Below are 25,388 nucleotides of genomic sequence, written 5' to 3' on the forward strand. Positions count from 1 at the left end.
TTCAAAGTCCTGCAAAATAGAAAGCAGCAATTATATGCAACCCCCAACGCAGAACAAAAAATTAATCGTGTTGTAACAAGAAATGGCGGGCAAGCAGAGCGGCGGTAAAATTCTTTTTCAGATAGAAACCGCGCGGCAGCGTGAGGATTGTCTCCCCGCGGGCGCCGATGGCTTCGGTCAGCGCCTTGCTGTTGGCGGCTTTCGGTCTTAACTGCAGCACCTCGCCGTGGCGGGCGGTAATGCGCTCGACCTCACCGAGAACAATGAGATCCATCAGCTCTTCCCAGTCCATGCGCAGCTGGCGCTCCTCGTCTTCGTCCGGGCTCCACAGCAGCGGTGCGCCGACGCGCCGCGCCGCCAGCGGGATGGTGCGTTCACCCTCCACCGGGATCCACAGGACGCGCTGCAGCTTATGCCGTACATGGCTGCTCTCCCAGGTGACGCCGCTATTGCCGGTTAACGGGGCGACGCAGACGAAGGTGGTCTCCAGCGGGCGTCCCCGGCTGTCGATGGGGATCGTTTTGAGCTCGACCCCCAGCGCGGCGAAATCCTGCTCGGGTTTACTGCCTGCGCTGGCGCCCAGCCACAGCTCCAGCAGAATGCCCGTCCAGCCTTTATCGCGCTTCAGATCGCGCGGAATGGGGATCCCCGCCAGCGCCGCCAGCTCGCCCAGCGAATAGCCGGCCAGCTGGCGGGCCTGGGCCAGCAGCTGTTCCTGACTTTGCGGCGGTGAGGCGAGCGGAGCGATAGCGGGCATAGGGTAATACCTTTGGTTAAAAAGTGAGCGCTAATTTTGCGCGTTGTGGATAGAGTTTACCGTTTTCTGAGTAACTATACCAATCTCATGATTTATATGGCTTTTTAAACTCATCATGCGGCTTATGAAAACGGTGTAAACGGGTTTTCCAGAACTGGTCACTGACAATAAACAGGATCTTACACCATGTTATCCACAGAAAAGTGGGATAACTGGGGAAAAGACTCACTACTGGTTCGATTTACAGCCTTGACGTGCGACGAAAATCGAATTTTTAGAGAAAATCTGCCGGTGGCCTGCGCGTAATCTGTGGATAAAATCGACATTGCTCGATCTTTCATCAGTCGGCGGATCGCATGTGTGATGATCGTCACGTTATGCTGTAATGTGTGAAAGGAATATATTCTAACTTTATGAATATGATACTATTATTTTCAGATGCTAGCGATGCGATGTTCGGATTACTCTGGGTTTTCCCGGGTTAATTCCGTACTTCTTCACAACTCTATCCACAGAAAAAGTGAATAAAATCGGCTGTCACGCGCTTTCATTGTTTATAACTCTGGCAATTACTGTGAGTTATTCAAATGTTATCCGTTCTCAGTGTGCGAACAGAGTGGTTTACCGTTTCCGGCGAGTGTGAAACAATCATTCACATTGAAGCTTATCTTGAGGTAGTCCGGTGATTGATGACGATGGCTACCGCCCAAATGTCGGTATTGTAATCTGTAATCGTCAGGGCCAGGTGATGTGGGCCCGGCGCTATGGTCAGCACTCGTGGCAGTTCCCGCAAGGGGGCATTAATCCAGGAGAATCCGCAGAGCAGGCGATGTATCGGGAATTGTTTGAAGAGGTCGGGTTAAGCCGTAAAGATGTGCGGATCCTGGCCTCAACCCGTAACTGGCTGCGTTACAAGTTGCCTAAACGTTTGGTGCGTTGGGACACAAAGCCGGTTTGTATCGGCCAGAAACAAAAGTGGTTTCTTTTGCAGTTGATCGGCAATGATGCGGACATCAATATGCAAACCAGCAGTACACCTGAATTTGATGGTTGGCGCTGGGTGAGTTACTGGTACCCGGTTCGCCAGGTGGTGTCGTTTAAGCGCGACGTCTACCGCCGGGTGATGAAAGAGTTCGCCAGCGTGACCATGTCGCTGGCGGAGAGCGCACCTAAGCCGCAAAACGCGCCTGCTTATCGACGTAAAAGAGGTTAAGCCACGCACATTATGCTCACTCGGTTGCGAGAAATAGTCGAGAAGGTCGCGAGCGCGCCGCGTTTAAACGAGGCGCTGGATATTCTGGTGACGGATGTCTGCCAGGCGATGGAGACGGAAGTCTGCTCGGTTTACCTGGCTGACAATGACCGACGCTGCTATTACCTGATGGCCACCCGCGGGTTAAAAAAACCTCGCGGGCGCACCGTTGCGCTGGCGTTCGATGAAGGCCTGGTGGGGCTGGTTGGCCGCCTGGCGGAACCCATCAACCTCGCCGATGCGCAAAAACACCCCAGCTTCAAATATATCCCCGCCGTCAAAGAGGACCGCTTCCGCGCCTTCCTTGGCGTGCCGATCATTCAGCGCCGCCAGCTGCTGGGCGTGCTGGTGGTCCAGCAGCGCGAGCTGCGTCAGTTTGATGAAAGCGAAGAGTCTTTCCTCGTCACCCTCGCCACCCAGATGGCGGCGATCCTCTCCCAGTCCCAGCTGAACGCCCTGTTCGGCCAGTATCGTCAAACGCGCATTCGCGCTCTGCCGGCCTCTTCCGGGGTGGCGATCGCCGAGGGCTGGATGGACGTCAGCCTGCCGCTGATGGAGCAGGTGTATGAAGCCTCGACGCTGGACACCGCCTCGGAACGCGAACGCCTGACCGGTGCGCTGGAAGAGGCGGCCAACGAGTTTCGTCGCTACAGCAAACGCTACGCTGCCGGGGCGCAAAAAGAGACGGCGGCGATCTTCGATCTCTACTCGCACCTGCTCTCTGACGCCCGCCTGCGTCGCGAGCTGTTTGCCGAAGTTGACAAAGGCGCCGTCGCCGAGTGGGCCGTCAAAAAGATCATTGAGAAGTTCGCCGAACAGTTTGCCGCGCTGAGCGACGGCTATTTGAAAGAGCGGGCCGGCGATCTGCGTACCCTGGGCCAGCGTCTGCTGTTCCATCTCGACGACAGTATTCAGGGGCCCAACACCTGGCCGGCGCGCATTATCCTCGTGGCGGACGAGCTGTCGGCCACCACCCTCGCCGAAGTGTCGCAGGATCGCCTGGCCGGCGTGGTGGTGCGCGATGGCGCCGCCAACTCCCATGCCGCTATTATGGTGCGGGCCCTCGGCATCCCAACGGTGATGGGCGCCGATATTCAGCCCTCGCTGCTGCATGGCCATACGCTGATTGTCGATGGCTATCGCGGTGAACTGCTGGTGGATCCTGAACCTGTCCTGTTGCAGGAGTATCAGCGCCTTATCAGCGAAGAGAACGAACTCAGCCGCCTGGCGGAGGACGATCTCCAGCGCGCGTCGGAGCTGAAAAGCGGCGAGCGGGTGAAAGTCATGCTCAACGCCGGCTTAAGCCCGGAGCACGAAGAGAAGCTCGGCAGCTTTGTTGACGGCATTGGCCTCTACCGCACCGAAATTCCCTTTATGCTGCAGAGCGGCTTCCCCTCAGAAGAGGAGCAGGTCGCCCAGTATCAGGGCATGCTGCAGATGTTTAACAGCAAACCGGTGACCCTGCGTACCCTGGACATCGGCGCGGATAAACAGCTGCCGTATATGCCGATCAGCGAAGAGAACCCGTGCCTCGGCTGGCGCGGGATCCGCATCACCCTCGATCAGCCGGAGATCTTTTTGATCCAGGTGCGGGCGATGCTGCGCGCCAACGCCGCCACCGGCAACCTCAGCATTTTGCTGCCGATGGTGACCAGTCTGGAGGAGGTGGATGAGGCCCGTCGGCTGATCGATCGCGCCAGCCGGGAAGTGGAAGAGATGATCGGCTACGCCATCCCACGTCCGCGCCTGGGGGTGATGCTGGAGGTCCCGTCGATGGTCTTTATGCTGCCGCAGCTGGCCAGCCGGATCGATTTTATCTCGGTAGGGACGAACGACCTGACCCAGTACCTGCTGGCCGTCGACCGCAACAATACCCGGGTCGCCAGCATGTATGACAGCCTGCATCCTGCGGTATTGCGTGCGCTGGCGATGATCGCCCATGACGCGGAGCGCTTTGGCATCGATCTGCGCCTGTGCGGCGAGATGGCGGGCGACCCGATGTGCGTGACGATCCTTATCGGCCTCGGTTACCGCCATCTGTCGATGAACGGCCGCTCGGTGGCGAGGGTGAAGTATCTGCTGCGCCGCATTGATATCGAAGAGGCGCAGGAGCTGTCGCGTCGCAGCCTCGATGCGCAGATGACCGCCGAGGTGCGCCATCAGGTGGCGGCCTTTATGGAGCGTCGCGGTCTCGGCGGCCTGATCCGCGGCGGGCGGTAGCGCCAGCCCGGGTGAGGCGTAAGCCGTAACCCGGGGATCCTCTGCTCGCACCCTCCGGCAAAGTAGGGGACCGCCGGGGAAACGGCATTCTGTTAGCATCCGTATACATATCTTTTACACGTTCGGCGCGGATCGCTCTTGTGGCTTATGCTATGATTCGCCTCCTTCGGCGTGCCCGTTTTGTTCGGGTATGGATCATCACCGCTGTCCACTTTCGGCGGAATAACAAGTCTTTATGGTGACAGATGAATAGTGGCTACCTGCATTTTCCGGAGTTCGATCCGGTCATTTTTTCTCTAGGCCCGGTCTCCCTCCACTGGTACGGTTTGATGTACCTGGTGGGCTTTGTCTTTGCGATGTGGCTGGCCACCCGTCGGGCGAATCGTCCGGGCAGCGGCTGGACGAAAAATGAAGTGGAAAACCTGCTCTACGCGGGCTTCCTCGGCGTCTTCCTGGGCGGCCGTATCGGCTACGTGCTGTTTTACAACCTGCCGGTATTTCTTGCCGATCCGCTGTATCTGTTCCGCGTCTGGGACGGCGGCATGTCGTTCCACGGCGGCCTGATCGGCGTGATCCTGGTGATGATTATCTTCGCCAGACGCACCAAACGCACCTTCTTCCAGGTCTCCGATTTTATCGCGCCGCTGATCCCGTTTGGTCTTGGCGCCGGGCGTCTGGGCAACTTTATCAACGGCGAGCTGTGGGGCCGCGTAGACCCGAGCTTCCACTACACGATGATTTTCCCGGGCTCCCGTGCCGAAGACCTGGCGCTGCTGCCGACGCATCCGGAATGGCAATCGCTGTTCGATACCTACGGCGCGCTGCCGCGTCACGCGTCGCAGCTGTACGAGCTGGCGCTGGAAGGCGTGGTACTGTTCCTGATCCTCAACCTGTTTATCCGTAAACCGCGCCCTACCGGCTCCGTTTCCGGTCTGTTCCTGATTGGCTACGGCCTGTTCCGCATCATCGTGGAATTCTTCCGCCAGCCCGACGCCCAGTTCACCGGCGGCTGGGTGCAGTACATCAGCATGGGGCAGATTCTTTCGATCCCGATGGTGCTTGCGGGTATCATTATGATGGTTTGGGCTTACCGCCACCGTCCGCAGCAACAGAATTCTTGAGGAACCATGAAACAGTATCTTGATTTGATGCAGAAAGTGCTCACCGAGGGCACGCCAAAAAATGACCGCACCGGCACTGGCACGATCTCCATTTTCGGCCATCAGATGCGTTTTAACCTGCAGGAAGGCTTCCCGCTGGTGACCACCAAGCGCTGTCATTTACGCTCCATCATCCATGAACTGCTGTGGTTCCTGCAGGGCGACACCAACATCGCCTATCTGCACGAGAACAACGTCACCATCTGGGACGAGTGGGCGGATGAGAATGGCGACCTGGGGCCGGTCTACGGCAAACAGTGGCGTTCCTGGCCTGCGCCGGACGGCCGCCATATCGACCAGATCAGCACGGTGATGAACCAGCTGAAAAACGACCCGGACTCCCGCCGGATCATCGTCTCGGCATGGAACGTCGGCGAGCTGGATAAAATGGCGCTGGCGCCGTGCCACGCCTTCTTCCAGTTCTACGTCGCCGACGGCAAGCTCTCCTGCCAGCTGTATCAGCGTTCCTGCGATGTGTTCCTCGGCCTGCCGTTCAATATCGCCAGCTATGCGCTGCTGGTGCATATGGTGGCGCAGCAGTGCGATCTGCAGGTCGGTGATTTCGTCTGGACCGGCGGAGACACCCATCTGTACAGCAACCATCTTGAGCAGACCAACCTGCAGCTAAGCCGCGAACCGCGTCCGCTGCCGAAGCTGGTCATCAAACGCAAGCCGGCGTCGATCTTCGACTACCGCTTTGAAGACTTCGAGATTGAAGGTTACGATCCGCACCCGGGCATTAAAGCGCCGGTGGCGATTTAACCCCCAGCAGAGTTGACTAACCGGCGCCCGATGGCGCCGGTTTTTTTATGCCCTTCGCACCACCCGATGGGAGCGCTTTCCGTTACCACCGGGAGAAGGTTGTTTTCTCCTGCCCCCCAGGCCACAGGTGGTTGCGGTGGGCGAAGTTGGGTAGACGCTCGCAAAAAAATGTCCTTCTGTCGAGTATGCAAAGCTTTTTTGCGTATCTGGCCGGGAAAGCTATTTTCCGTCGTCGCGCCAGAGCCAATCGCCGCGGCATACTCGACGCCATGAACAGAGAACATGGCTACACCCTGATGGAAACCCTGGTAACGCTGACACTGATGATGATCCTCAGCGTCGGCGGCCTGTACGGCTGGCAGCGCTGGCAGCAGCAGCAACGACTGTGGCAAACCGCCGTCCAGGTGCGGGATTTTCTGCTCTTTCTGCGCGATGACGCCAACGCCTACAACCGGGACCGCGTGCTTCGCGTCGGCCAGGACGAAGTGGGCTGGTGCCTGAGCGCGGAGGGGGAGGGGCCTGACTGCGCCTCGGGGACATCCTTCACGCTGCGCCCGCGCTGGCCGGGGATCACTCTGGCTGGCGTTACGCCTGGTCTGGGGTTTTATGGTCTGCGCAGCACCGCCTGGGCGGGGAATCTGCGGCTGCAGAGCGCGGCCGGCAGCTGGAGCATTGTGATCTCACACTGGGGGCGGATTCGTTTATGCCGCAGCGACAGCGCAGGAGGGTGTCAGTGAGCCGCCGCGGATTTTCCCTGGCGGAGGCGCTTATCGCCATGGCCATTGGCTCGCTGCTGCTGATGGGGGCCTGCCGCTTTCTGCCTGCCCTGCAGCGTCATATTCTGCGCCAGGGCGAACAGCTGGCCCTGGAGAACGAGCTGTGGCAGCGTGTGCATGCCGTGGGAAAACATCTGCAGCGCGCCGGGTACTGCCGGGGAGCGTGCGGCGGAGCCGGGCTGGAGCTAGCCGCTGGCGGGGAGTGTCTGATTGTGCGCTGGGATGCGAACAGCAACGGGAGATGGGAAACTTCCCCCGCGGCAGCGGCGGAGAGCACCGGCTTTCGCCTGCGCGACGGCGCGCTGGAGACCCTGCGCGGGGCCAGCGACTGCCGCGGCGGCGGATGGGAGAAAATCACCAACCCGGCCGCCATCGTGGTGACGCGCTTCTCGGTACAACGTCAGGTCACCCCGGGCTTCGCGCCGGAGCTGAGCGTGACGCTGGCGGCGCGCTCCGCGCAACAGACGGGCCTGACGAGCGAGGTTGAGCAGCGGGTGACGGGGTATAACCTGTGATCCGCCAGCGTGGAATGTCGTCGCTGCTGATGGTGCTCCTGTTGCTGACCCTCGGCAGCCTGTTACTCGAGGGGCTTAACCTGCAGCAGCGGGTGCTGCTGGCGCAAACCGCCAGCGAAACGCAGGCGATCCGCGATACGGCGATAGCCCATTCCGCGCTGCAGTGGGGAAAACAGCAGGTCTGGTCGGCGCAGGTGGCGCTGGCCTGCCGGGAGCAGGCGCCGCAGGGCTGGCGCGCCTGTCTGCGTATCTTCGGCGACGGTTCACTGGTGCTCAGCAGCGCCAGCGGCGAGGTGCAGGTCTGGCAGTCCGGCGAGGTGCGCGGCGGGCAGGTGCGTTTTTCCGCCCACGGCTGGAGCGATTTTTGCCCGCTCAGAGAGGCGAGCTTATGTCAAATGCCCTGAAGCGTCAGCGGGGGTTTAGCCTGCCGGAGACCGTGCTGGCGATGGCGCTGATGGTGCTGACGGTCACCGCGCTGGGCGGCTATCAGCGCGGAATGGCGCAAGGAATTGTCCAGTTGAACCAGACCCGTCAACTGTGGCGCGACGCGTGGCGCTATAGCCAGCTCTCCGCGCCGCCGTCGCCGGCACGCGGGCAGGTAAGCCGTATGCAGACATCGAGGCAAAGATGTGTCAGCATCACGGTAACGATCAGTAGACCCGTTGCAAAGCGGGTGCAGATGACCCGGCTGCATTGCCCGGTCAGCCAGTAGTCAGGAGCAATTATGTTAAGGGTATACCACTCAAACCGGCTGGATGTTCTCGAGGCGTTGATGGAGTTTATCGTCGAGCGCCAGCGGCTGGATGACCCTTTTCAGGCCGAAATGGTGCTGGTGCAGAGTACCGGCATGGCGCAGTGGCTGCAGATGACCCTGGCCGCGCGCTTTGGGATTGCCGCCAATATCGAGTTCCCGCTGCCGGCGAGCTTTATCTGGGATATGTTCGTGCGCGTCCTGAAAGATATTCCGGGCGAAAGCGCCTTCAGCAAGCAGAGCATGAGCTGGAAGCTGATGACCCTCCTGCCGCAGCACCTGGAGGAAGACGATTTTATCCTGCTGCGCCAGTATCTGAGTGATGACGGCGACAAGCGCAAGCTGTTTCAGCTGGCCGCCCGGGTGGCGGACCTCTATGACCAGTACCTCGTCTATCGCCCGGAGTGGCTGATGCGCTGGGAGGCCGGCCAGCGGGTGGAAGGTCTCGGCGATGCCCAGCAGTGGCAGGCGCCGCTGTGGCAGGCGCTGGTGAGCTACACCGCCGAGCTGGGGCAGCCGCAGTGGCACCGCGCCAATCTCTACCAGCGCTTTATCAGTACCCTGGAAAAAGCGGACGAACCGCCCGCCGGGCTGCCGTCGCGCGTCTTCATCTGCGGGATTTCCGCGCTGCCGCCGGTCTATCTTCAGGCGCTGCAGGCGCTGGGTAAGCATGTCGATGTCTACGTATTGTTTACCAACCCCTGCCGCTACTACTGGGGAGACATTAAGGATCCGGCGTTCCTGGCGAAGCTGCTGTCGCGCCAGCGGCGCCATCACCGCGAGGCGCGCGCGCTACCCCTGTTTCGCGACACCGAGCAGGCGCCGGGGTTGTTTAATGACGCCGGGGAACAGGATGTCGGCAACCCGTTGCTCGCCTCCTGGGGGAAACTGGGGCGCGACTATATCTACCTGCTGGCGGGGCTGGAGCGCTATGAGGAGCTGGACGCTTTTGTCGACATCGCCCCCGATAACCTGTTGCATAACCTGCAGTCGGATATCCTTGAACTACGCAACGCGGCGGTGGCCGGGCAGAGCGCAGAGGCATTCGCCCACAGTCGCGACAAACGTCCGCTGACGCTGGATGACCGCAGTCTGAGCATTCACGTCTGCCACAGTCCGCAGCGCGAAGTGGAGGTTCTGCACGATAGGCTACTGGCGATGCTGGAGGCGGATCCGACGCTCACGCCGCGGGATATCATCGTCATGGTGGCGGATATCGACAGCTACAGCCCCTATATACAGGCGGTGTTTGGCGCCGCCAGCGGCGATCGCTGGCTGCCGTGGGCGATCTCCGACCGTCGCGCCCGAGAGTCGCACCCGGTGCTGCAGGCGTTTATTACGCTGCTCTCACTGCCGGACAGCCGCTTCGCCAGTGAAGATGTGCTGGCGCTGCTGGACGTCCCGGTGCTGGCGGCGCGCTTTAATATCACGGAAGAAGGGCTGCGCTACCTGCGCCAGTGGGTGAACGAGTCCGGCGTCCGCTGGGGAATGGATGACGACAACGTCCGTGAGCTGGACCTGCCGGCGACCGGGCAGCATACCTGGCGGTTCGGCCTCACCCGCATGCTGTTGGGCTACGCGATGGACAGCCGCGAGGGAGAATGGCAGTCGGTGCTGCCGTATGACGAATCCAGCGGTTTGATCGCCGAGCTGGTGGGCAACCTCGCGTCGCTGCTGATGCAGCTTAATCTGTGGCGACGCGGCCTGGCCCAGCAGCGGCCGCTGGCGGAGTGGCTGCCGGTCTGTCGCGATCTGCTGAATGACTTTTTCCTGCCGGACAGTGAGACCGAAGCGGCGCTGGCGCTGATTGAGCAGCAGTGGCTGGCGGTTATTGATAGCGGTCTGGAGGCGCAGTATGGCGAGCAGGTGCCGCTGACGCTGCTGCGCGATGAGCTGGCCCAGCGCCTCGATCAGCAGCGGATCAGCCAGCGCTTTCTTGCCGGCCCGGTCAATATCTGTACCCTGATGCCGATGCGTTCGATCCCCTTTAAGGTGGTGTGCCTGCTGGGGATGAATGACGGGGTTTATCCGCGCACGCTACCGCCGCTGGGCTTTGATTTAATGAGCCAGAAGCCGCAGCGCGGCGACCGCAGCCGGCGCGATGATGACCGCTATCTGTTCCTCGAAGCGCTGATGTCCGCCGAGCAGACGCTGTATATCAGCTATATCGGCCGTTCGATCCAGGACAACAGCGAGCGTTTTCCTTCGGTGCTGGTGCAGGAGCTGGTGGATTATATCGGCCAGAGCCACTGTCTCGCCGGTGACGAAGAGCTTGACTGCGACGCCAGCGAAGCGCGGGTTAAAGCCCATATCACCCATCTGCATACGCGCATGCCGTTCGACGTTGCCAATTTCCAGGAAGACGAGAACAAGAGCTACGCTCGTGAATGGCTGGCGGCCGCCGGCCAGCAGGGAGAGGCGCATAGCGATTTTATACAGCCGCTCACCGCGCCGCCGATTGACAGCCTGCCGTTCGATCAGCTTCTGCGCTTCTGGCAGCACCCGGTACGCGCGTTCTTTCAGCAGCGTTTGCGGGTCAATTTCCGCGCCGAAGAGGACGATATTCCAGACGACGAGCCGTTCACTCTTGAAGGGCTGAGCCGTTATCAACTGAATCAGCAACTGCTCAATACGCTTATTGAGGAGCAGGACGTCTCGGCTATGTTCCGCCGCTTTCGCGCCGCCGGCGAGCTGCCGTATGGCGCCTTTGGCGAGCTGGTCTGGGAGACGCAGCGCCTGGAGATGCAGGCGCTGGCCGAGCGGGTGATGGCCGAGCACCAGCAGGCGCAGAGCATGGAGATCGATCTGCAGTGCGGCGGCGTGAACCTGACCGGCTGGCTGCAGCAGGTGCAGCCGGACGGTCTGCTGCGCTGGCGGCCTTCGCTGCTGAGCGTCTCCCAGGGGATGCAACTTTGGCTGGAACACCTTGTCTACTGCTCCAGCGGCGGCACCGGCGAGAGCCGGCTGTTTGTGCGGAAAGAGGGAGAGTGGCGCTTTCCGGCGCTGGCGCCCGCCGAGGCGCAGGCGTACCTTAACGAGCTGGTGGATGGCTATTTGCTGGGGATGTCGCAGCCGCTGCTGCTGCTGCCGGAAAGCGGTGGCGCCTGGCTGAAAGCCTGTTACGACGCCGAAAAGGATGTCATCTTAATGGACGAAGAGACGCAGCAGAAAGCGCGGAGCAAATTCCTGCAGACCTACGAAGGGAACATGGTGGTCAGCGGGGAGGGCGCCGATATCTGGTATCAACGCCTGTGGCGTTCGCTGGAGCCGGCGCATTACGAAGAAATCATTGCCCAGACGCAGCGTTATCTGTTACCGCTATATCGTTACCATCGGTCCACACAAATTTAAATAGTATAAAAATTGCGCAGTGAATGACGGTTCATTTAATATGCGCAACGTATCACGGACTGATGGACATAAAAGGCTGCACGCTGTGCAGCGCAAGTTTGTTAATGATGAGGTTCGTGAATGCCCCGCAGTTTATGGTTCAAGGTTTTTGTTGTGCTGGCCGCCCTCTGGGCGCCGTTTAGTCAGGCCGACACCGGATGGCAGCCGATTCAGGAGACGATCCGCAAAAGCGAAAAAGATACGCGTCAGTATCAGGCGATCCGCCTTGATAACGACATGGTCGTGCTGCTGGTTTCCGATCCGCAGGCGGTGAAATCGCTGTCGGCGCTGGTGGTGCCGGTGGGATCCCTGCAGGATCCGGCAGATCATCAGGGGCTGGCGCATTTTCTGGAACATATGACGCTGATGGGGTCGCAAAAATATCCCCAGCCTGACAGCCTTGCAGAGTTTCTTAAGCTGCACGGCGGCAGCCATAACGCCAGTACCGCGCCCTACCGCACCGCGTTTTATCTTGAAGTGGAAAATGATGCGCTGGACGGGGCCGTAGATCGCCTGGCCGACGCCATCGCCGCGCCGCTGCTGGATAAAAAATATGCCGACCGCGAACGTAACGCGGTCAACGCCGAGCTGACGATGGCCCGGACGCGAGACGGGATGCGCATGGCCCAGGTCAGCGCGGAGACCATCAACCCGGCTCACCCGGCGGCCCACTTCTCGGGTGGCAACCTCGAGACGCTCAGCGATAAGCCCGGCAGCCCGGTGCTTGATGCGCTGCACACCTTCCGCGATAGCTGGTACTCCGCCAATCTGATGAAAGCGGTGATCTACAGCAACAAGCCGTTGCCGGCGCTGGCGCGCATGGCTGCGGACACCTTTGGCCGCGTGCCGAATCGTCAGATCAGCAGGCCGGAAATTACCGTCCCGGTGGTCACGGATGCGCAAAAAGGCATCATTATTCACTATGTGCCGGCGATGCCGCGTAAAGTGCTGCGCGTCGAGTTTCGCATCGACAACAACAGCGATCGCTTCCGCAGCAAAACCGATGAGCTGGTCACCTATCTTATCGGCAACCGCAGCCCGGGCACGCTCTCTGACTGGTTGCAAAAACAGGGTCTGGCGGAAGGTATCCGCGCCGATTCCGATCCGGTGGTAAACGGCAACAGCGGCGTACTGGCGATCTCAGCCACCCTCACCGACAAAGGCCTGGCGCACCGCGATGAAGTGACGGCGGCCATTTTCAGCTACCTCGACCTCCTGCGTACTCAGGGCATCGACAAACGCTATTTCGACGAACTGGCGCATGTGCTGGCGCTGGATTTCCGCTATCCGTCGATCAACCGCGACATGGACTACGTGGAATGGCTGGCGGACACCATGATCCGGGTGCCGGTCGAGCATGCGCTGGACGTGGTGAATATTGCCGACCAGTACGACCCGCAGGCGATCAAAGACCGGCTGGCGATGATGACCCCGCAGAACGCCCGTATCTGGTATATCAGCCCCCAGGAGCCGCATAACAAGACGGCCTACTTTGTCGATGCGCCGTATCAGGTGGATAAGATTAGCGAGCAGACGTTCGCTGACTGGCAGCACAAATCGCAGGCCATCCAGCTGCGGCTGCCGGCGCTCAACCCCTATATTCCGGATGACTTCACCCTTATCAAAAGCGATAAAGCCTGGCCGCATCCGCAGCTGATCCTGGATGAACCGACGCTGCGGGTGGTGTATGCCCCGAGCCAGTATTTTGCCAGCGAGCCGAAGGCGGACATCTCCCTGGTGCTGCGTAACCCTCAGGCGATGGACAGCGCTCGCCGGCAGGTGATGTTTGCCCTCAACGATTATCTCGCCGGCATCGCCCTCGACCAGCTCAGTAACCAGGCGGCGGTCGGCGGCATTTCGTTCTCTACCGGCGCTAATAACGGATTAATGGTCAATGCCAACGGCTATACCCAGCATCTTCCGGCGCTGTTCAGCGATCTGTTGCAGGGATACTTCAGCTATACGCCGACCGAGGAGCAGCTGGAGCAGGCCAAATCCTGGTATGCGCAGATGATGGATTCCGCCGAGAAAGGCAAAGCCTACGATCAGGCGATTATGCCGATCCAGATGGTCTCGCAGGTGCCGTACTTCCAGCGCGAAGTGCGCCGGGCGCTGCTGCCCTCCATTACCCTTAAAGAGGTGCTCAACTACCGCGCCAACCTGAAAACCAGGGGGCGTCCTGAACTGATGGTGATAGGCAATATGACCGCCGATGCCGCCACGACGCTGGCCCGCCAGATCCAGCAGCAGCTGGGCGCTGACGGCAACGAATGGTGCCGCAATAAAGACGTGGTGGTGAATCGGCAGCAGCTGGCGATCTTCAATAAAGCGGGCAACAGCACCGACTCCGCGCTGGCCGCGGTGTTTGCGCCGCCCAACGTGGATGAGTTCAGTAGCACCGCCGCCAGCACCCTGCTGGGGCAGATCATTCAGCCGTGGTTCTACAACCAGCTGCGTACTGAAGAGCAGCTCGGCTACGCGGTCTTTGCCTTCCCGATGAACGTGGGGCGCCAGTGGGGCATGGGCTTCCTGCTGCAGAGTAGCGATAAGCAGCCGGCCTTCCTCTGGCAGCGGTTCCAGGCCTTCTTCCCCACCGCGGAGGCGAAGCTGCGGGCGATGAAGCCGGAAGAGTTTGCTCAGCTCCAGCAGGCGGTGATAAGCCAGATGCTGCAGGCGCCGCAGACGCTGGGCGATGAAGCCTCGAAACTGAGCAAAGATTTCGATCGCGGTAATATGCGTTTTGATTCACGTGATAAAGTAGTGGCTCAGATTAAACTGCTGACGCCGCAAAAACTTGCCGACTTCTTCCATCAGACGGTGGTGGATCCGCAGGGCATGACGATCTTGTCCCAGATTTCCGGTAGCCAGAATGGCAAAGCGGACTATGCCCAGCCGAAAGGCGGCAAAGTGTGGGAAAACGTCAGCGCATTGCAGCAATCCTTACCCCTGATGCGAGAGAATGAATGACCGACACCGCTGAGTCTTTGGATCCCCTGCGCTTGCCCCTGATCGGCGAGCGCCTGATAGAAGCCTCTGCGGGCACCGGAAAAACCTTTACCATCGCCGCGCTGTATCTGCGGCTGCTGTTGGGGCTGGGCGGTGAGGCCGCCTATCCCCGCGCCATCAGCGTTGAAGAACTGCTGGTGGTGACCTTTACCGAGGCGGCGACCGAAGAGCTGCGCGGCCGTATCCGCAGCAACATCCACGAACTGCGCATCGCCTGCCTGCGCGGCGAATCCGACAATCCGCTCTACAGCGCGTTGTTGGCGGAGATCGCCGATAAAGACGACGCCGCGAAGACGCTGCTGCTGGCTGAACGGCAGATGGACGAGGCGGCGGTATTCACCATCCACGGCTTTTGCCAACGGATGCTGAGCCTTAACGCCTTCGAGTCGGGCATGCTGTTCGAGCAACAGCTGATCGAGGATGAATCCCGCCTGCGCTATCAGGCCTGCGCCGATTTCTGGCGCCGCCACTGCTATCCCCTGACCCGCGATATCGCGGCGGTGATCCACGACGTCTGGAAAGGGCCGCGCGATCTGCTGAAGTCCCTTGACCGCTGGCTGCAGGGCGAAGCGCCGCAGCTTAAGTCGCCGCCAGCCCCTAACGAGACGCTGGCCGAACGCCATCAGCAGATCATCGCCCGCATTGACTCGCTCAAGCAGCAGTGGCGCGAGCAGGTGGGCGAGATCGAAGGCGTGCTGGAAAATTCCGGCCTTGACCGGCGGAAGTTTAATCGCGGCAACCAGGGCAAGTGGATGGAGAAAGTGAACGCCTGGGCGCAGGAAGAGACGTTAAGCTACCAACTGCCCGACGCGCTGGAGAAATTTGCCCAGTCGTTTCTGCTCGAGCGCACCAAAGCCGGTGGCGAACCGCCGGTGCATCCCCTGTTTAGCGCCGTAGAGTCGTTGCTGGCCTCCTCGCTGACGCTCACCGATCTGGTGCTGGCGAGAGCGATGGTCGAGATCCGCGATGCGGTCGCCCGCGAAAAGCGCCGCCGCGGCGAGCTGGGGTTTGACGATATGCTCAGCCGGCTTGACGAGGCGCTGCGCGGCGACAGCGGCGAGACGCTGGCCAGCGCCATTCGCCAGCGTTTTCCGGTGGCGATGATCGATGAATTTCAGGACACCGACCCTCAGCAGTACCGGATTTTTCGCCGCATCTGGCGCCGGCAGCCGGAGACGGCTCTGCTGCTGATCGGCGATCCCAAGCAGGCCATCTACGCCTTTCGCGGCGCCGATATCTTTACCTATATGAAAGCGCGCGGCGACGTTGCCGCGCACTACACCCTCGATACCAACTGGCGCTCCTCGCCGGGCATGGTGGGCAGCGTCAATCGGCTGTTCAGCCTCAGCGATAACCCCTTCATGTTCCACGAGATCCCGTTCCTGCCGGTGAAGGCGGCGGCGAAGAACAAGGGGCTGCGCTTTACCGTTGACGCGGCGGACGTACCGGCGATGAACGTCTGGCTGATGCCCGGCGACACTGTCGGGTCTGGCGATTATCAGACCTTTATGGCGCAGCTCTGCGCCACGCAGATCCGCGACTGGCTGAGCGCCGGTCAGCGGGGGCGCGCGCTGCTGTGGCGCGGGGAAACCTCGCGCCCGGTACAGGCTTCGGATATTACCGTGCTGGTGCGCAACCGGCTGGAGGCGGCGCAGGTGCGTGAAGCGCTGCAGACGCTGGGCATTCCCTCAGTCTACCTCTCCAACCGCGACAGCGTTTTTGAGACGCTTGAGGCCCAGGAGCTGCTCTGGCTATTGCAGGCGGTGCTGGCCCCGGAGCGGGAAAATACCCTGCGCAGCGCGCTGGCGACGTCGATGTTTGGCCTGACCGCGCTGGATATTGAAAACCTGAACCAGGATGAGCAGGCGTGGGACGCGCTGGTGGAAGAGTTTAGCGAATACCGCCAGATTTGGCGGCAGCGCGGAGTGATGCCGATGCTGCGGGCGTTGATGACAGCCCGACATATAGCCGAGAATCTACTGGCGACACGCGGCGGCGAGCGGCGCTTAACCGACATTCTGCACATCAGCGAACTGCTGCAGGAGGCGGCCAGCCAGCTGGAAAGCGAGCATGCCCTGGTGCGCTGGCTGGCGCAGCATATCGCCGAGCCGGACAGCAACGCCGCCAGCCAGCAGATGCGTCTCGAAAGCGATAAGCACCTGGTGCAAATTGTCACCATTCACAAGTCAAAAGGGCTGGAATACCCCCTGGTCTGGCTGCCGTTTATCGCCCGGTTTCGTAAACAGGACCAGGCGTTTTACCACGATCGCGAGACGTTCGCGGCGGTGCTGGATCTGGGCCAGGATGAGGCCAGCCTCGAGCTGGCGGAGGCGGAACGACTGGCGGAAGATCTGCGCCTGCTGTACGTGGCCCTGACCCGCGCGGTCTGGCACTGCAGCCTCGGCGTGGCGCCGCTCAGCAGCCGGAAATCCGGCAACAGCGATTTCCACCTCAGCGCGCTGGGACGGCTGCTGCAGGCGGGCGAAGCCATGGACGCCGCCGGGCTGGCTGCGCGGCTGGCGGACTTCTGTCATGGCGATATTGCATTACAGATTCCGGGCGAACTGGATCTCACCCCGTGGCAGGCGCCCGCGGCGACCATCCCGCGATTGTCGGCGCGCGAGCTGCAGCGCCGCATCGCCGACGACTGGCGGGTGACCAGTTACTCCGGACTGCAGCAGCATGGTTTCAGCGGCGGGCAGGATTTGCTGCCGCGTCTGGATGTTGATGCCGCCGGCGTCGGCGAAGTCGTGGAAGAGCCGCAGCTGACTCCGCACCAGTTCCCGCGCGGCGCCGCGCCGGGGACCTTCCTGCACAGCCTGTTTGAGGAGCTGGACTTCACCCAGCCGGTGCCGGAAGGGTGGATGGCGGAGAAGCTGCAGCTGAGCGGGTTTGACGCGCAGTGGGCGCCGGTGCTGACCGACTGGCTGGGGGGCGTGCTGAAGACCCGCCTGCCGGGGCCGGATATCGCGCTCAATCAGCTTGCGGCGCGGGATAAACAGGTGGAGATGGCATTTTACCTGCCCATCGCCCAGCTGCTGACGGCGGAGCGCCTTGACGCGCTTATCCGCCAGTACGATCCCCTCTCTGCCGACACGCCGCCGCTGGATTTCCGCCAGGTGCGCGGCATGCTGAAGGGCTTTATCGATCTGGTCTTCCGTCACGAAGGCCGTTATTACCTGCTGGATTACAAATCCAACTGGCTGGGGGAAGATCGCGAGGCCTACACCCGGCCGGCGATGGAGCAGGCGATGCGTGCCCACCGCTACGATCTACAGTATCAGCTGTATAGCCTGGCGCTGCACCGCTATCTGCGCCACCGGCTGGCCGATTATGACTATGACCGCCACTTCGGCGGCGTGATTTATCTTTTCCTGCGCGGCATGGACGGGCAGGAGGGGGGGCAGGGGATCTTCACCACCCGGCCGGTGCGACCGCTGATTGACGGTCTGGATCAGCTTTTTGCCGGAGAAACTCAGGAGGAGGCCTCATGACTTTCGAACAACTACTGCTGGCGGCGGTGGAGCAGCGTCTGCTGCGGCCGCTGGACGTCCAGTTTGCCCTGATGGTGGCGCAAAACGACCCGCCGGCGGTCAAGCTGGCGGCGGCCTTGCTGAGCCGGGATGCCGGCGAGGGGCACGTCTGTCTGCCGCTCTCGCGGTTGAGCGGCGACGAGGCGCTGAGCGGTAAAGCGGGGGAGATCCGCGATCGGCTGCTGGCCGAAGCCGGCGCGCCGGAGGACTGGCCCGGGCTACTGCTCGCTTCGTCGGCGGTGAGCTGCGGCGATGCTCCGGCGCCGATGATTTTGTGCGGCGACCGGCTCTATCTGAATCGGATGTGGCGCAACGAGCTGACCGTCGCCCGCTTCTTCAATGAAGCCAACCGGGTGCTGGAGATGGATGAGGCCCGGCTGGCGTCAACCCTGAATGCCCTGTTCCCTGCCACCGGCGAAACCGACTGGCAAAAAGTGGCCGCGGCGGTGGCGCTGACCCGCCGCATCTCAGTGATCTCCGGCGGTCCCGGGACCGGGAAGACCACCACCGTGGCGAAGCTTCTGGCGGCGCTGATCCAGATCGAAGACAGCCCGCGCTGTCGTATTCGCCTGGCGGCGCCAACCGGGAAAGCGGCGGCGCGTCTGACCGAATCGCTGGGCGCGGCGCTGAGAAAATTGCCGCTGACCGACGCGCAGAAAGCGTTGATTCCCACCGAGGCCAGCACGCTGCATCGTCTGCTGGGCGCCCAGCCAGGCAGCCAGCGGATGCGCTATCACGCCGGCAACCCGCTGCATCTGGACGTGCTGGTGGTGGATGAAGCCTCGATGATCGACCTGCCGATGATGTCGCGGCTTATCGACGCGCTGCCGGCCCACGGGCGGGTGATTTTCCTCGGCGATCGCGACCAGCTGGCCTCCGTAGAAGCGGGGGCGGTGCTGGGGGATATCTGCGCCTGGGCGAGTTCGGGCTATACCGCCGCGCGGGCGCAGGAGCTGACCCGGCTGACCGGTTCGCCGGTGCCGGCGGGCGAGGGGGCTATCGCGGGCGCGCTGAGAGACAGTTTGTGCCTGCTGCAAAAGAGCTATCGCTTCGGCAGTCACTCCGGCATCGGGAGCCTGGCGCGGGCGGTGAACGCTGGCGCGCGCGCGGAGGTGAAGGCCACGCTGCGCCAGCCGTTTGACGATATCGCGCTTCATCCCCTCAGCACGACCGAAGAGTACGAAGCCATGCTCGGCGCGGCTCAGCAGGGCTATGAGCGCTACCTGCAGCTGCGCCGCGAGCGGGCCGAACCGCAGGCCATGCTGGCCGCTTTCAGCGAATTCCAGCTGCTGTGCGCGCTGCGCGAGGGGCCGTACGGCGTGAGCGGCGTCAATGAGCGGCTGGAGCAGCGGCTCAACCGCCAGCGGGCGATCGCCCTGCCGCGCCACTCTCGCTGGTATGATGGCCGACCGATCATGATATCGCGCAACGACAGCGCGCTGGGGCTGTTTAACGGCGATATCGGCATCGCCCTGGAGCGCAACGGCGAGCTGCGGGTGTGGTTCCTGATGCCCGACGGCGCCATCAAGTCGGTGCAGCCGAGCCGTCTGCCGGAGCATGATACCGCCTGGGCGATGACCGTGCATAAATCGCAGGGCTCGGAGTTCGAACACGCGGCGCTGATCCTGCCGGCGCGCAGCGTCCCGCTGGTGACCCGCGAACTGGTCTACACGGCGATCACCCGCGCGAAACGGCGGTTGTCGCTCTATGCCGACGAGCAGGTGCTCTCCCAGGCCATTGTGACGCGCACCGAACGGCGCAGCGGCCTGGCGGAGATTTTCGCCGGGCGCGAAGCCCCCTGAGACGCCGGGTCCGGGCGATGGAAAATGCTGCAGCCGTTGCCCGGGCTGGCGGAAAAATCAGTAACTGAAGAACAGAGGGATAAGCCAGAGCGCCGAGATCGAGTTCATGGCGAAAAAGCGGACTGCTGCGCCGCCGGCCAGCGGTGGGGTGGAACAGCGGGCACAAAAAATCACCAGCGAGGAGATGAGAAGATTCATGCCGGACGTCAGGGCCAGCAGAAATAATATCGCGATGGCGGCGCCGAGCGCGGCATAGCCATGCTGATGATGGCGCTGGTTATCCCAGAGGAGCAGTATCATCAGCAACCACGGATAGAGGGCGACCGCGGTGGTAATGAGATTAATATGTCTGACCAGCCAGTTCGGTTTGGTTTCCATTCTTTAAGCGATCCTTGCTGGGCGGGTGGCGGCCGCGGCGCCAGTCGACGTCCTGTCGACAGCCAATAGCATATCGGTGAGCCAGCGAGAAAGAAATGGCCTGCGCGGAAACCAGGAATTTCGCCCGCGTGCGTACGCCAGGCTGGCGGGAAGAGGGGCGGGAGACCGGCCGGGGATAAAGCGATAAGCGTCGCGCTATCCCGGGCCGTTAGATAGAGAGGAGAAGGGCTTAAGCGAGGTCGGCCATCAGCACCTTCGACCGGCGCTGATAGTTATACATCTGCTTTTTACTCTCCGGCAGCAGGTCGATATCCACCGGCGTGAAGCCGCGCTCCTGGAACCAGTGGATGCTGCGGGTGGTTAACACGAACAGTTTGCTCAGTCCCATCTGCCTGGCCTGAGCGGCAATACGCTCCAGCAGCACCTCTCCCCGCGACGAGCTCCGGTAATCCGGATGCACCGCCACGCAGGCCATTTCGCCGATCTTCTCTTCCGGGAAAGGATAGAGGGCGGCGCAGGCGATGGTGGTGTTATCGCGCTGAATAATGGTGAATTTGTCGATCTCCATCTCCAGCTGTTCGCGGGAACGGCGTACCAGAATGCCCTGCTGCTCGAGCGGGCTTATCAGCTCAAGAATACCGCCGATATCATTGATGGTCGCCCGACGGATCTGCTCCGCGCTCTCCATGACGATCTGGGTGCCGATGCCGTCGCGTGAAAACAGCTCCTGCAGCAGCGCGCCATTTTCCTGATAGCTGATCAGGTGGCAGCGCCGTACGCCGCTGCGGCAGGCCTTCACCGCCCCGCGCAGGAAGCGCACGGTGCCGGAGTTATAGTCTTCGTCTGCTTCCAGCTCTTCGACGCGGGCTTGCGCCTCATTAGGGAACAGTTCGGAGACAATTTCCCCGGCCTGGTTGTAAACCCCTTGCGACGAACAGAAGCCGATCATTTTCTCCGCCTTCAGCTTGATGGCCAGCTGGGTAGCTATCTCTTCCGAAGTCAGGTTAAAGCTCTCGCCGGTGACCGACACCGCGACCGGCCCCATCAGCACAATGGCGCCGCTGTCGAGCTGACGATGAATCGCCTCTTCGTCAATGCGGCGAATGCGTCCGCTGTGGCAATAATCGACGCCGTCATCGACGCCCAGCGGCTGGGCAATGATAAAGTTGCCGCTGACAACGTTGATATGGGCCCCCTGCAGCGGGGTGTTGTTGAGGCTCATCGACAGACGGGCGGTGATCTCCAGCTGCAGCATCCCCGCCGCCTGCTTAACCAGCTCCAGCGTTTTGGCGTCAGTCACTCGCGTCTGCTTGTGATAGACCGGCTCGTGATGGTGCTCGGCGAGGTTAGCGTCAATCTGCGGGCGGGCGCCATAGACCACCACCAGGCGAATGCCCAGGCTATGCAATAATCCTATGTCATTGACAATATTTGAGAAATTTTCATGCTCAATGGCTTCGCCGCCCAGCATGATGACAAACGTTTTTCCCCGATGGGCATTAATATAGGGAACAGAATGGCGGAATCCTTCTACCAGTTCAGTGCGACGTTCCTTCACCATGACAAACCCTCAATGCATGATTGTTCGTAATTATTGTATTTTTATTCTGTTTTGCCGTTAAACGCAAGCCCCAATTTGAGGCTAAGCCGCGAAAAACATGTGACCCGGCGCAGGGTGTCAATGAATGTTTACCCTTTTATAGATGACAGGTTATATGCCTTTCGTTAAAGTTTCTGGTCAATCTGTTTGTTTTGGGTATAAATGCGTTTTTATTGCTTGGGAGTGGCATGTCGGGAAACAACTCAGGATTAAGCCGTCGCCGTCTGTTGCAGGGCGCGGGCGCCATGTGGTTAATGAGCGTGAGCCCTGTCGGGTTGGCCGCCGCCGCGCGGGTGGTCGCCGTTCGCGTCTGGCCAGCATCGACCTACACGCGTGTCACGGTAGAATCGAATCATGTGCTGAAATACCGGCAGTTTGCCCTCAGTAATCCGGAACGAGTGGTAGTGGATCTGGAAGGGGTTAACCTGAACTCTGTGCTGAAAGGCATGGGGGGCCAGATCCGCGCTGACGATCCCTTTATTAAGTCCGCCCGGGTGGGCCAGTTTGATCCGCAAACCGTGCGCATGGTCTTCGAACTCAAGCAGAACGTTAAGCCGCAGCTGTTTGCCCTCGCGCCGGTGGCCGGCTTTAAAGAGCGTCTGGTGATGGATCTCTACCCCGCCAACGCTACCGATGTTCAGGATCCGCTGCTGGCGCTGCTCGAGGATTACAACAAAGGCAATCTGGAGCGGCAGGTGCCGCCGGCGCAAAGCGGGCCGCAGCCGGGCAAAGCCGGGCGCGACCGGCCGATTGTCATCATGCTCGATCCCGGGCACGGCGGCGAAGACTCCGGCGCCGTGGGGAAGTATCGCACCCGCGAAAAAGACGTGGTGCTACAGATCGCCCGTCGCCTGCGGGCGCTGATCGACAAAGAAGGCAATATGAAGGCCTATATGACCCGCAACGAAGACGTGTTTATCCCGTTGAAAGTGCGTGTCGCCAAGGCGCAGAAGCAGCGCGCCGACCTGTTCGTGTCGATTCACGCCGACGCCTTTACCAGCCGCCAGCCCAGCGGCTCTTCGGTGTTTGCCCTCTCCACCAAGGGGGCCACCAGTACCGCGGCAAAATATCTCGCCCAGACGCAGAACGCCTCGGATCTGATCGGTGGGGTCAGCAAGAGCGGCGACCGCTATGTCGACCACACCATGTTCGATATGGTGCAGTCTCTCACCATCGCCGACAGCCTCAAATTCGGAAAGGCGGTGCTGGAGAAAATGGGCAATATCAATAATTTGCACAAGAATCGGGTAGAGCAGGCGGGCTTTGCGGTACTGAAGGCGCCTGATATCCCCTCCATTCTGGTGGAGACGGCGTTTATCAGTAACGTGGAAGAAGAGCGGAAACTGAAAACGGCCAAATTCCAGCAGGAGGTGGCCGAGTCGATCCTAGCCGGGATTAAAGCCTACTTCGCCGACGGCGCGACGCTGGCCCGCCGCGGATAACCACACAGGAAAGGGACATGGCCTTACTGAAAAGCGCCCATGGCGGCAATATCCGCGAGGCCGCCGCCCTGCTGGGCATAGCCCCCGGCGAGCTGCTGGATTTTAGCGCCAACATCAATCCGCTGGGGATGCCTGCCTCGCTCAGGCAGGCGATCGTTGACAACCCGGGCTGCGCCGAACGCTACCCTGACGTCGAGTATCAACAGCTGCATCAGGCGCTGGCTGCCCACCATCAGTTGCCGACGGCGCATATCCTCGCCGGCAACGGCGAAACTGAATCGATCTTCACCCTCGTCCACGGCCTTAAGCCGCGGCGGGCGATGATCGTCATTCCCGGTTTCGCGGAGTACCGGCGGGCGCTGCAGACGGTGGACTGCGAGGTGGTGGAGTATGCCCTGCGGGAGCGCGATGGCTGGCAGCTGACCGACGCGATCCTCGATGCCCTGACTCCGGCGCTGGACTGCCTGTTTCTCTGCACCCCGAACAACCCCACCGGCCTGCTGCCGGAGCGGGGCCTGCTGGAAGCCATTGCGCAGCGCTGCCGAGCGCTGAACATCAGCCTGATCCTCGATGAGGCCTTCCTCGACTTTATCCCCGACCAGCCGGGGTTTATTCCTCTGCTGGCGCAGCATCCGCACGTCTGGGTTTTGCGATCGCTGACCAAATTTTATGCCATTCCGGGGCTGCGTCTCGGCTACCTGCTGAACGCTGATGCCCAGGCGGTGGCCCGACTGCGCGCGCGACAAATGCCGTGGTCCATCAACGCCTATGCCGCCCTGGCCGGGGAAATTATTCTCCAGGATCGGGCGTATCAGCGGGCCACCTGGCAGTGGCTGCAGGAGGAGGGAGCGCGTTTCTATGCGCAGCTGCAGGAGATGGCCGGGCTGACCGTATGGCCCGGGCGTGCTAACTACCTGTTCTTGCGCTGCGACAGACCCGATTTTGACCTGCAATATGCCCTGCTGCGCCAGCATGTGCTGATCCGCAGCTGCGCCAACTACCCGGGGCTGGATAGCCGCTATTTCCGCGTGGCGATCCGCAGCGCCGAGGAAAACGACCAGCTGCTGGTGGCGTTGCGCCGGGTGCTGGCCTGAGGCCTACTGCAGGATGACGCCCCCGGGCACCATCGCCAACAGATGCTGCTGCGGCCAGTGGGCGGCGATGTCGCTGTCTGCCAGCCGCCATTGCAGAAATTCGACGTCATGCCGACGGCGGTCCAGCAGCAGGCCGACGACGCTGCCGCTGTGCGCCACGTTGAGACCATAGAGCCCTGCGCTTTCCACCAGGTCCAGCAGCGCGTCAAACCCCGGCTTAGGCAACAGCTGCTGGCTGGCAATGGCGCTGATGGTTGCTGCTTCGCCCAGCAGCTGCGGGCTGCCGCAGTGGCAGGCCTGTTGAACTTTCTCCCACGCCAGCTGCAGCCGGGAGGCGTTTGCCAACAGGCCCGGCTCGCGCGGCAGCTGGTGATAGTCGGTGGTGCGCAGTGTCAGCGGGCTCTCCAGCACTAACAGGTCGAGCGCCGGCGGAGGGGGACAGGCGATTTGCGTGGCGGCGGTATTATGGTCGAACAGCGTCAGCTGGCGAAACAGGGTGCTGTCGGTAGGCTCCAGCGCGACGCACAGGCGCGCCAGCGTCGGCTCATCCAGTAGATGGCCCAGATGATGGGCGGTGGCGACGGCGGTGGCAGCGATATCGGCGGTGCTGCTGGCCATCCCTTTGGCCACTGGGATCGTTGAGTGCAGGGTGATGCGGATCTGCTGGCTCAGCGCTGGGGGGTAGCCCCAGTGGGCCAGCAGCTGGTCGACCATCGCCCGCGACAGCGGCCGCTCGTCTTTTCGCGGTACTCCGGTCTCGACCTCGACGGTGCTGTACCAGTCCACCGGACAGGAGACCAGCTTTTCGCTGCCGAGGATCCAGCCCTGGATAAGTTCTCCGCACGAGGCGGGACATTGTGCAACAGCCACGTTTTCACCTTTCCGCTTACCTTCGCCAGGGCGCATAGTGGCATGGCGACCCGCCGGTTACCATGATTCTCCGCAAGAGG

19 protein-coding genes are annotated in these 25,388 nt (G+C 61.4%); 14 read left to right on the plus strand and 5 right to left on the minus strand.

Annotated features, from left to right (window positions below):
- Nucleotides 1–61: 61 nt before the first annotated feature.
- Both mutH and KB892_RS03245 read right to left on the minus strand, forming a co-directional pair.
- The gene (mutH, locus tag KB892_RS03240) at nucleotides 62–757 is read right to left on the minus strand and encodes a DNA mismatch repair endonuclease MutH (RefSeq protein ID WP_004143967.1); all 696 of its coding nucleotides are present in this window, start codon (nucleotides 755–757) and stop codon (nucleotides 62–64) included.
- A gap of 85 nt (nucleotides 758–842) precedes the next feature.
- On the minus strand, nucleotides 843–986 hold the full coding sequence (locus KB892_RS03245; protein ID WP_004218186.1) for a hypothetical protein: 144 nt from the start codon (nucleotides 984–986) through the stop codon (nucleotides 843–845).
- Nucleotides 987–1,439: 453 nt separating this feature from the next.
- Between KB892_RS03245 and rppH the strand changes: the two genes are divergently transcribed.
- The 12 genes from rppH to recD all read left to right on the plus strand — a co-directional run bounded on the left by rppH (nucleotide 1,440) and on the right by recD (nucleotide 19,924).
- Nucleotides 1,440–1,970 carry an RNA pyrophosphohydrolase gene (gene rppH, locus KB892_RS03250; protein ID WP_002915936.1) on the plus strand — a complete coding sequence of 177 codons (531 nt, stop codon included), beginning with the start codon at nucleotides 1,440–1,442 and terminating at the stop codon, nucleotides 1,968–1,970.
- Between the two features lie 12 nt (nucleotides 1,971–1,982).
- Nucleotides 1,983–4,229 carry a phosphoenolpyruvate--protein phosphotransferase gene (ptsP, locus tag KB892_RS03255; RefSeq protein WP_062954963.1) on the plus strand — a complete coding sequence of 749 codons (2,247 nt, stop codon included), beginning with the start codon at nucleotides 1,983–1,985 and terminating at the stop codon, nucleotides 4,227–4,229.
- 245 nt (nucleotides 4,230–4,474) lie between these two features.
- A complete protein-coding gene (lgt, locus tag KB892_RS03260) occupies nucleotides 4,475–5,350 on the plus strand; it encodes a prolipoprotein diacylglyceryl transferase (protein WP_002915934.1) in 876 nt (291 codons plus the stop codon).
- Between the two features lie 6 nt (nucleotides 5,351–5,356).
- Nucleotides 5,357–6,151 (plus strand): thymidylate synthase, encoded by a 795-nt coding sequence (gene thyA / locus KB892_RS03265; protein WP_002915933.1) that lies wholly within the window; start codon nucleotides 5,357–5,359, stop codon nucleotides 6,149–6,151.
- A 185-nt stretch (nucleotides 6,152–6,336) separates the two neighbouring features.
- On the plus strand, nucleotides 6,337–6,888 hold the full coding sequence (locus tag KB892_RS03270) for a prepilin peptidase-dependent protein (protein ID WP_002915932.1): 552 nt from the start codon (nucleotides 6,337–6,339) through the stop codon (nucleotides 6,886–6,888).
- Nucleotides 6,885–7,442, plus strand: a complete 558-nt coding sequence (locus KB892_RS03275; protein WP_004143963.1) for a prepilin peptidase-dependent protein — start codon at nucleotides 6,885–6,887, stop codon at nucleotides 7,440–7,442. The genes KB892_RS03270 and KB892_RS03275 overlap by 4 nt, the downstream gene beginning before the upstream one ends.
- Nucleotides 7,439–7,846: a DUF2509 family protein gene (locus KB892_RS03280; RefSeq protein WP_002915889.1), complete on the plus strand. Its 408-nt coding sequence runs from the start codon at nucleotides 7,439–7,441 to the stop codon at nucleotides 7,844–7,846. The genes KB892_RS03275 and KB892_RS03280 overlap by 4 nt, the downstream gene beginning before the upstream one ends.
- The gene (locus tag KB892_RS03285; RefSeq protein ID WP_002915888.1) at nucleotides 7,831–8,154 is read left to right on the plus strand and encodes a prepilin-type N-terminal cleavage/methylation domain-containing protein; all 324 of its coding nucleotides are present in this window, start codon (nucleotides 7,831–7,833) and stop codon (nucleotides 8,152–8,154) included. The genes KB892_RS03280 and KB892_RS03285 overlap by 16 nt, the downstream gene beginning before the upstream one ends.
- 12 nt (nucleotides 8,155–8,166) lie before the next feature.
- A complete protein-coding gene (recC, locus tag KB892_RS03290; protein ID WP_072353972.1) occupies nucleotides 8,167–11,544 on the plus strand; it encodes an exodeoxyribonuclease V subunit gamma in 3,378 nt (1,125 codons plus the stop codon).
- Between the two features lie 120 nt (nucleotides 11,545–11,664).
- Nucleotides 11,665–14,550: a pitrilysin gene (gene ptrA / locus KB892_RS03295; RefSeq protein ID WP_002915886.1), complete on the plus strand. Its 2,886-nt coding sequence runs from the start codon at nucleotides 11,665–11,667 to the stop codon at nucleotides 14,548–14,550.
- On the plus strand, nucleotides 14,547–18,083 hold the full coding sequence (gene recB / locus KB892_RS03300) for an exodeoxyribonuclease V subunit beta (protein WP_004151968.1): 3,537 nt from the start codon (nucleotides 14,547–14,549) through the stop codon (nucleotides 18,081–18,083). Before ptrA ends, recB begins: the two co-directional genes overlap by 4 nt.
- The gene (gene recD / locus KB892_RS03305) at nucleotides 18,080–19,924 is read left to right on the plus strand and encodes an exodeoxyribonuclease V subunit alpha (RefSeq protein ID WP_004188670.1); all 1,845 of its coding nucleotides are present in this window, start codon (nucleotides 18,080–18,082) and stop codon (nucleotides 19,922–19,924) included. Before recB ends, recD begins: the two co-directional genes overlap by 4 nt.
- Nucleotides 19,925–19,981: 57 nt before the next feature.
- Here recD and KB892_RS03310 read toward each other — a convergent pair whose 3' ends face one another.
- Together KB892_RS03310 and argA are read right to left on the minus strand one after the other, a co-directional pair.
- The gene (locus KB892_RS03310) at nucleotides 19,982–20,302 is read right to left on the minus strand and encodes a hypothetical protein (RefSeq protein WP_002915873.1); all 321 of its coding nucleotides are present in this window, start codon (nucleotides 20,300–20,302) and stop codon (nucleotides 19,982–19,984) included.
- Between the two features lie 229 nt (nucleotides 20,303–20,531).
- A complete protein-coding gene (gene argA / locus KB892_RS03315) occupies nucleotides 20,532–21,863 on the minus strand; it encodes an amino-acid N-acetyltransferase (protein WP_004149616.1) in 1,332 nt (443 codons plus the stop codon).
- A gap of 227 nt (nucleotides 21,864–22,090) precedes the next feature.
- Between argA and amiC the strand changes: the two genes are divergently transcribed.
- Nucleotides 22,091–23,344, plus strand: a complete 1,254-nt coding sequence (amiC, locus tag KB892_RS03320; RefSeq protein ID WP_002915870.1) for an N-acetylmuramoyl-L-alanine amidase AmiC — start codon at nucleotides 22,091–22,093, stop codon at nucleotides 23,342–23,344.
- A 17-nt stretch (nucleotides 23,345–23,361) separates the two neighbouring features.
- The gene (cobD, locus tag KB892_RS03325; RefSeq protein ID WP_002915869.1) at nucleotides 23,362–24,438 is read left to right on the plus strand and encodes a threonine-phosphate decarboxylase CobD; all 1,077 of its coding nucleotides are present in this window, start codon (nucleotides 23,362–23,364) and stop codon (nucleotides 24,436–24,438) included.
- Between the two features lie 3 nt (nucleotides 24,439–24,441).
- On the opposite strand, the gene KB892_RS03330 is transcribed toward cobD, so the two are convergent.
- On the minus strand, nucleotides 24,442–25,308 hold the full coding sequence (locus KB892_RS03330; RefSeq protein WP_004197943.1) for a GHMP family kinase ATP-binding protein: 867 nt from the start codon (nucleotides 25,306–25,308) through the stop codon (nucleotides 24,442–24,444).
- Between the last annotated feature and the right edge of the window lie 80 nt (nucleotides 25,309–25,388).

Origin of the sequence: Klebsiella sp. P1927 (assembly GCF_018204675.1) — a bacterium.
Classification (GTDB): Bacteria; Pseudomonadota; Gammaproteobacteria; order Enterobacterales; family Enterobacteriaceae; genus Klebsiella; species Klebsiella pneumoniae.

Coding starts and splice junctions, on each gene's coding strand:
- ptrA (WP_002915886.1), top strand. CDS start 11,665: ATGCCCCGCAGTTTATGGTTCAAGGTTTTTGTTGTGCTGGCCGCCCTC.
- ptsP (WP_062954963.1), top strand. CDS start 1,983: ATGCTCACTCGGTTGCGAGAAATAGTCGAGAAGGTCGCGAGCGCGCCG.
- thyA (WP_002915933.1), top strand. CDS start 5,357: ATGAAACAGTATCTTGATTTGATGCAGAAAGTGCTCACCGAGGGCACG.
- argA (WP_004149616.1), bottom strand. CDS start 21,863: ATGGTGAAGGAACGTCGCACTGAACTGGTAGAAGGATTCCGCCATTCT.
- KB892_RS03285 (WP_002915888.1), top strand. CDS start 7,831: ATGTCAAATGCCCTGAAGCGTCAGCGGGGGTTTAGCCTGCCGGAGACC.
- mutH (WP_004143967.1), bottom strand. CDS start 757: ATGCCCGCTATCGCTCCGCTCGCCTCACCGCCGCAAAGTCAGGAACAG.
- recD (WP_004188670.1), top strand. CDS start 18,080: ATGACTTTCGAACAACTACTGCTGGCGGCGGTGGAGCAGCGTCTGCTG.
- recB (WP_004151968.1), top strand. CDS start 14,547: ATGACCGACACCGCTGAGTCTTTGGATCCCCTGCGCTTGCCCCTGATC.
- cobD (WP_002915869.1), top strand. CDS start 23,362: ATGGCCTTACTGAAAAGCGCCCATGGCGGCAATATCCGCGAGGCCGCC.
- lgt (WP_002915934.1), top strand. CDS start 4,475: ATGAATAGTGGCTACCTGCATTTTCCGGAGTTCGATCCGGTCATTTTT.
- recC (WP_072353972.1), top strand. CDS start 8,167: ATGTTAAGGGTATACCACTCAAACCGGCTGGATGTTCTCGAGGCGTTG.
- amiC (WP_002915870.1), top strand. CDS start 22,091: ATGTCGGGAAACAACTCAGGATTAAGCCGTCGCCGTCTGTTGCAGGGC.
- KB892_RS03270 (WP_002915932.1), top strand. CDS start 6,337: ATGCAAAGCTTTTTTGCGTATCTGGCCGGGAAAGCTATTTTCCGTCGT.
- KB892_RS03310 (WP_002915873.1), bottom strand. CDS start 20,302: ATGGAAACCAAACCGAACTGGCTGGTCAGACATATTAATCTCATTACC.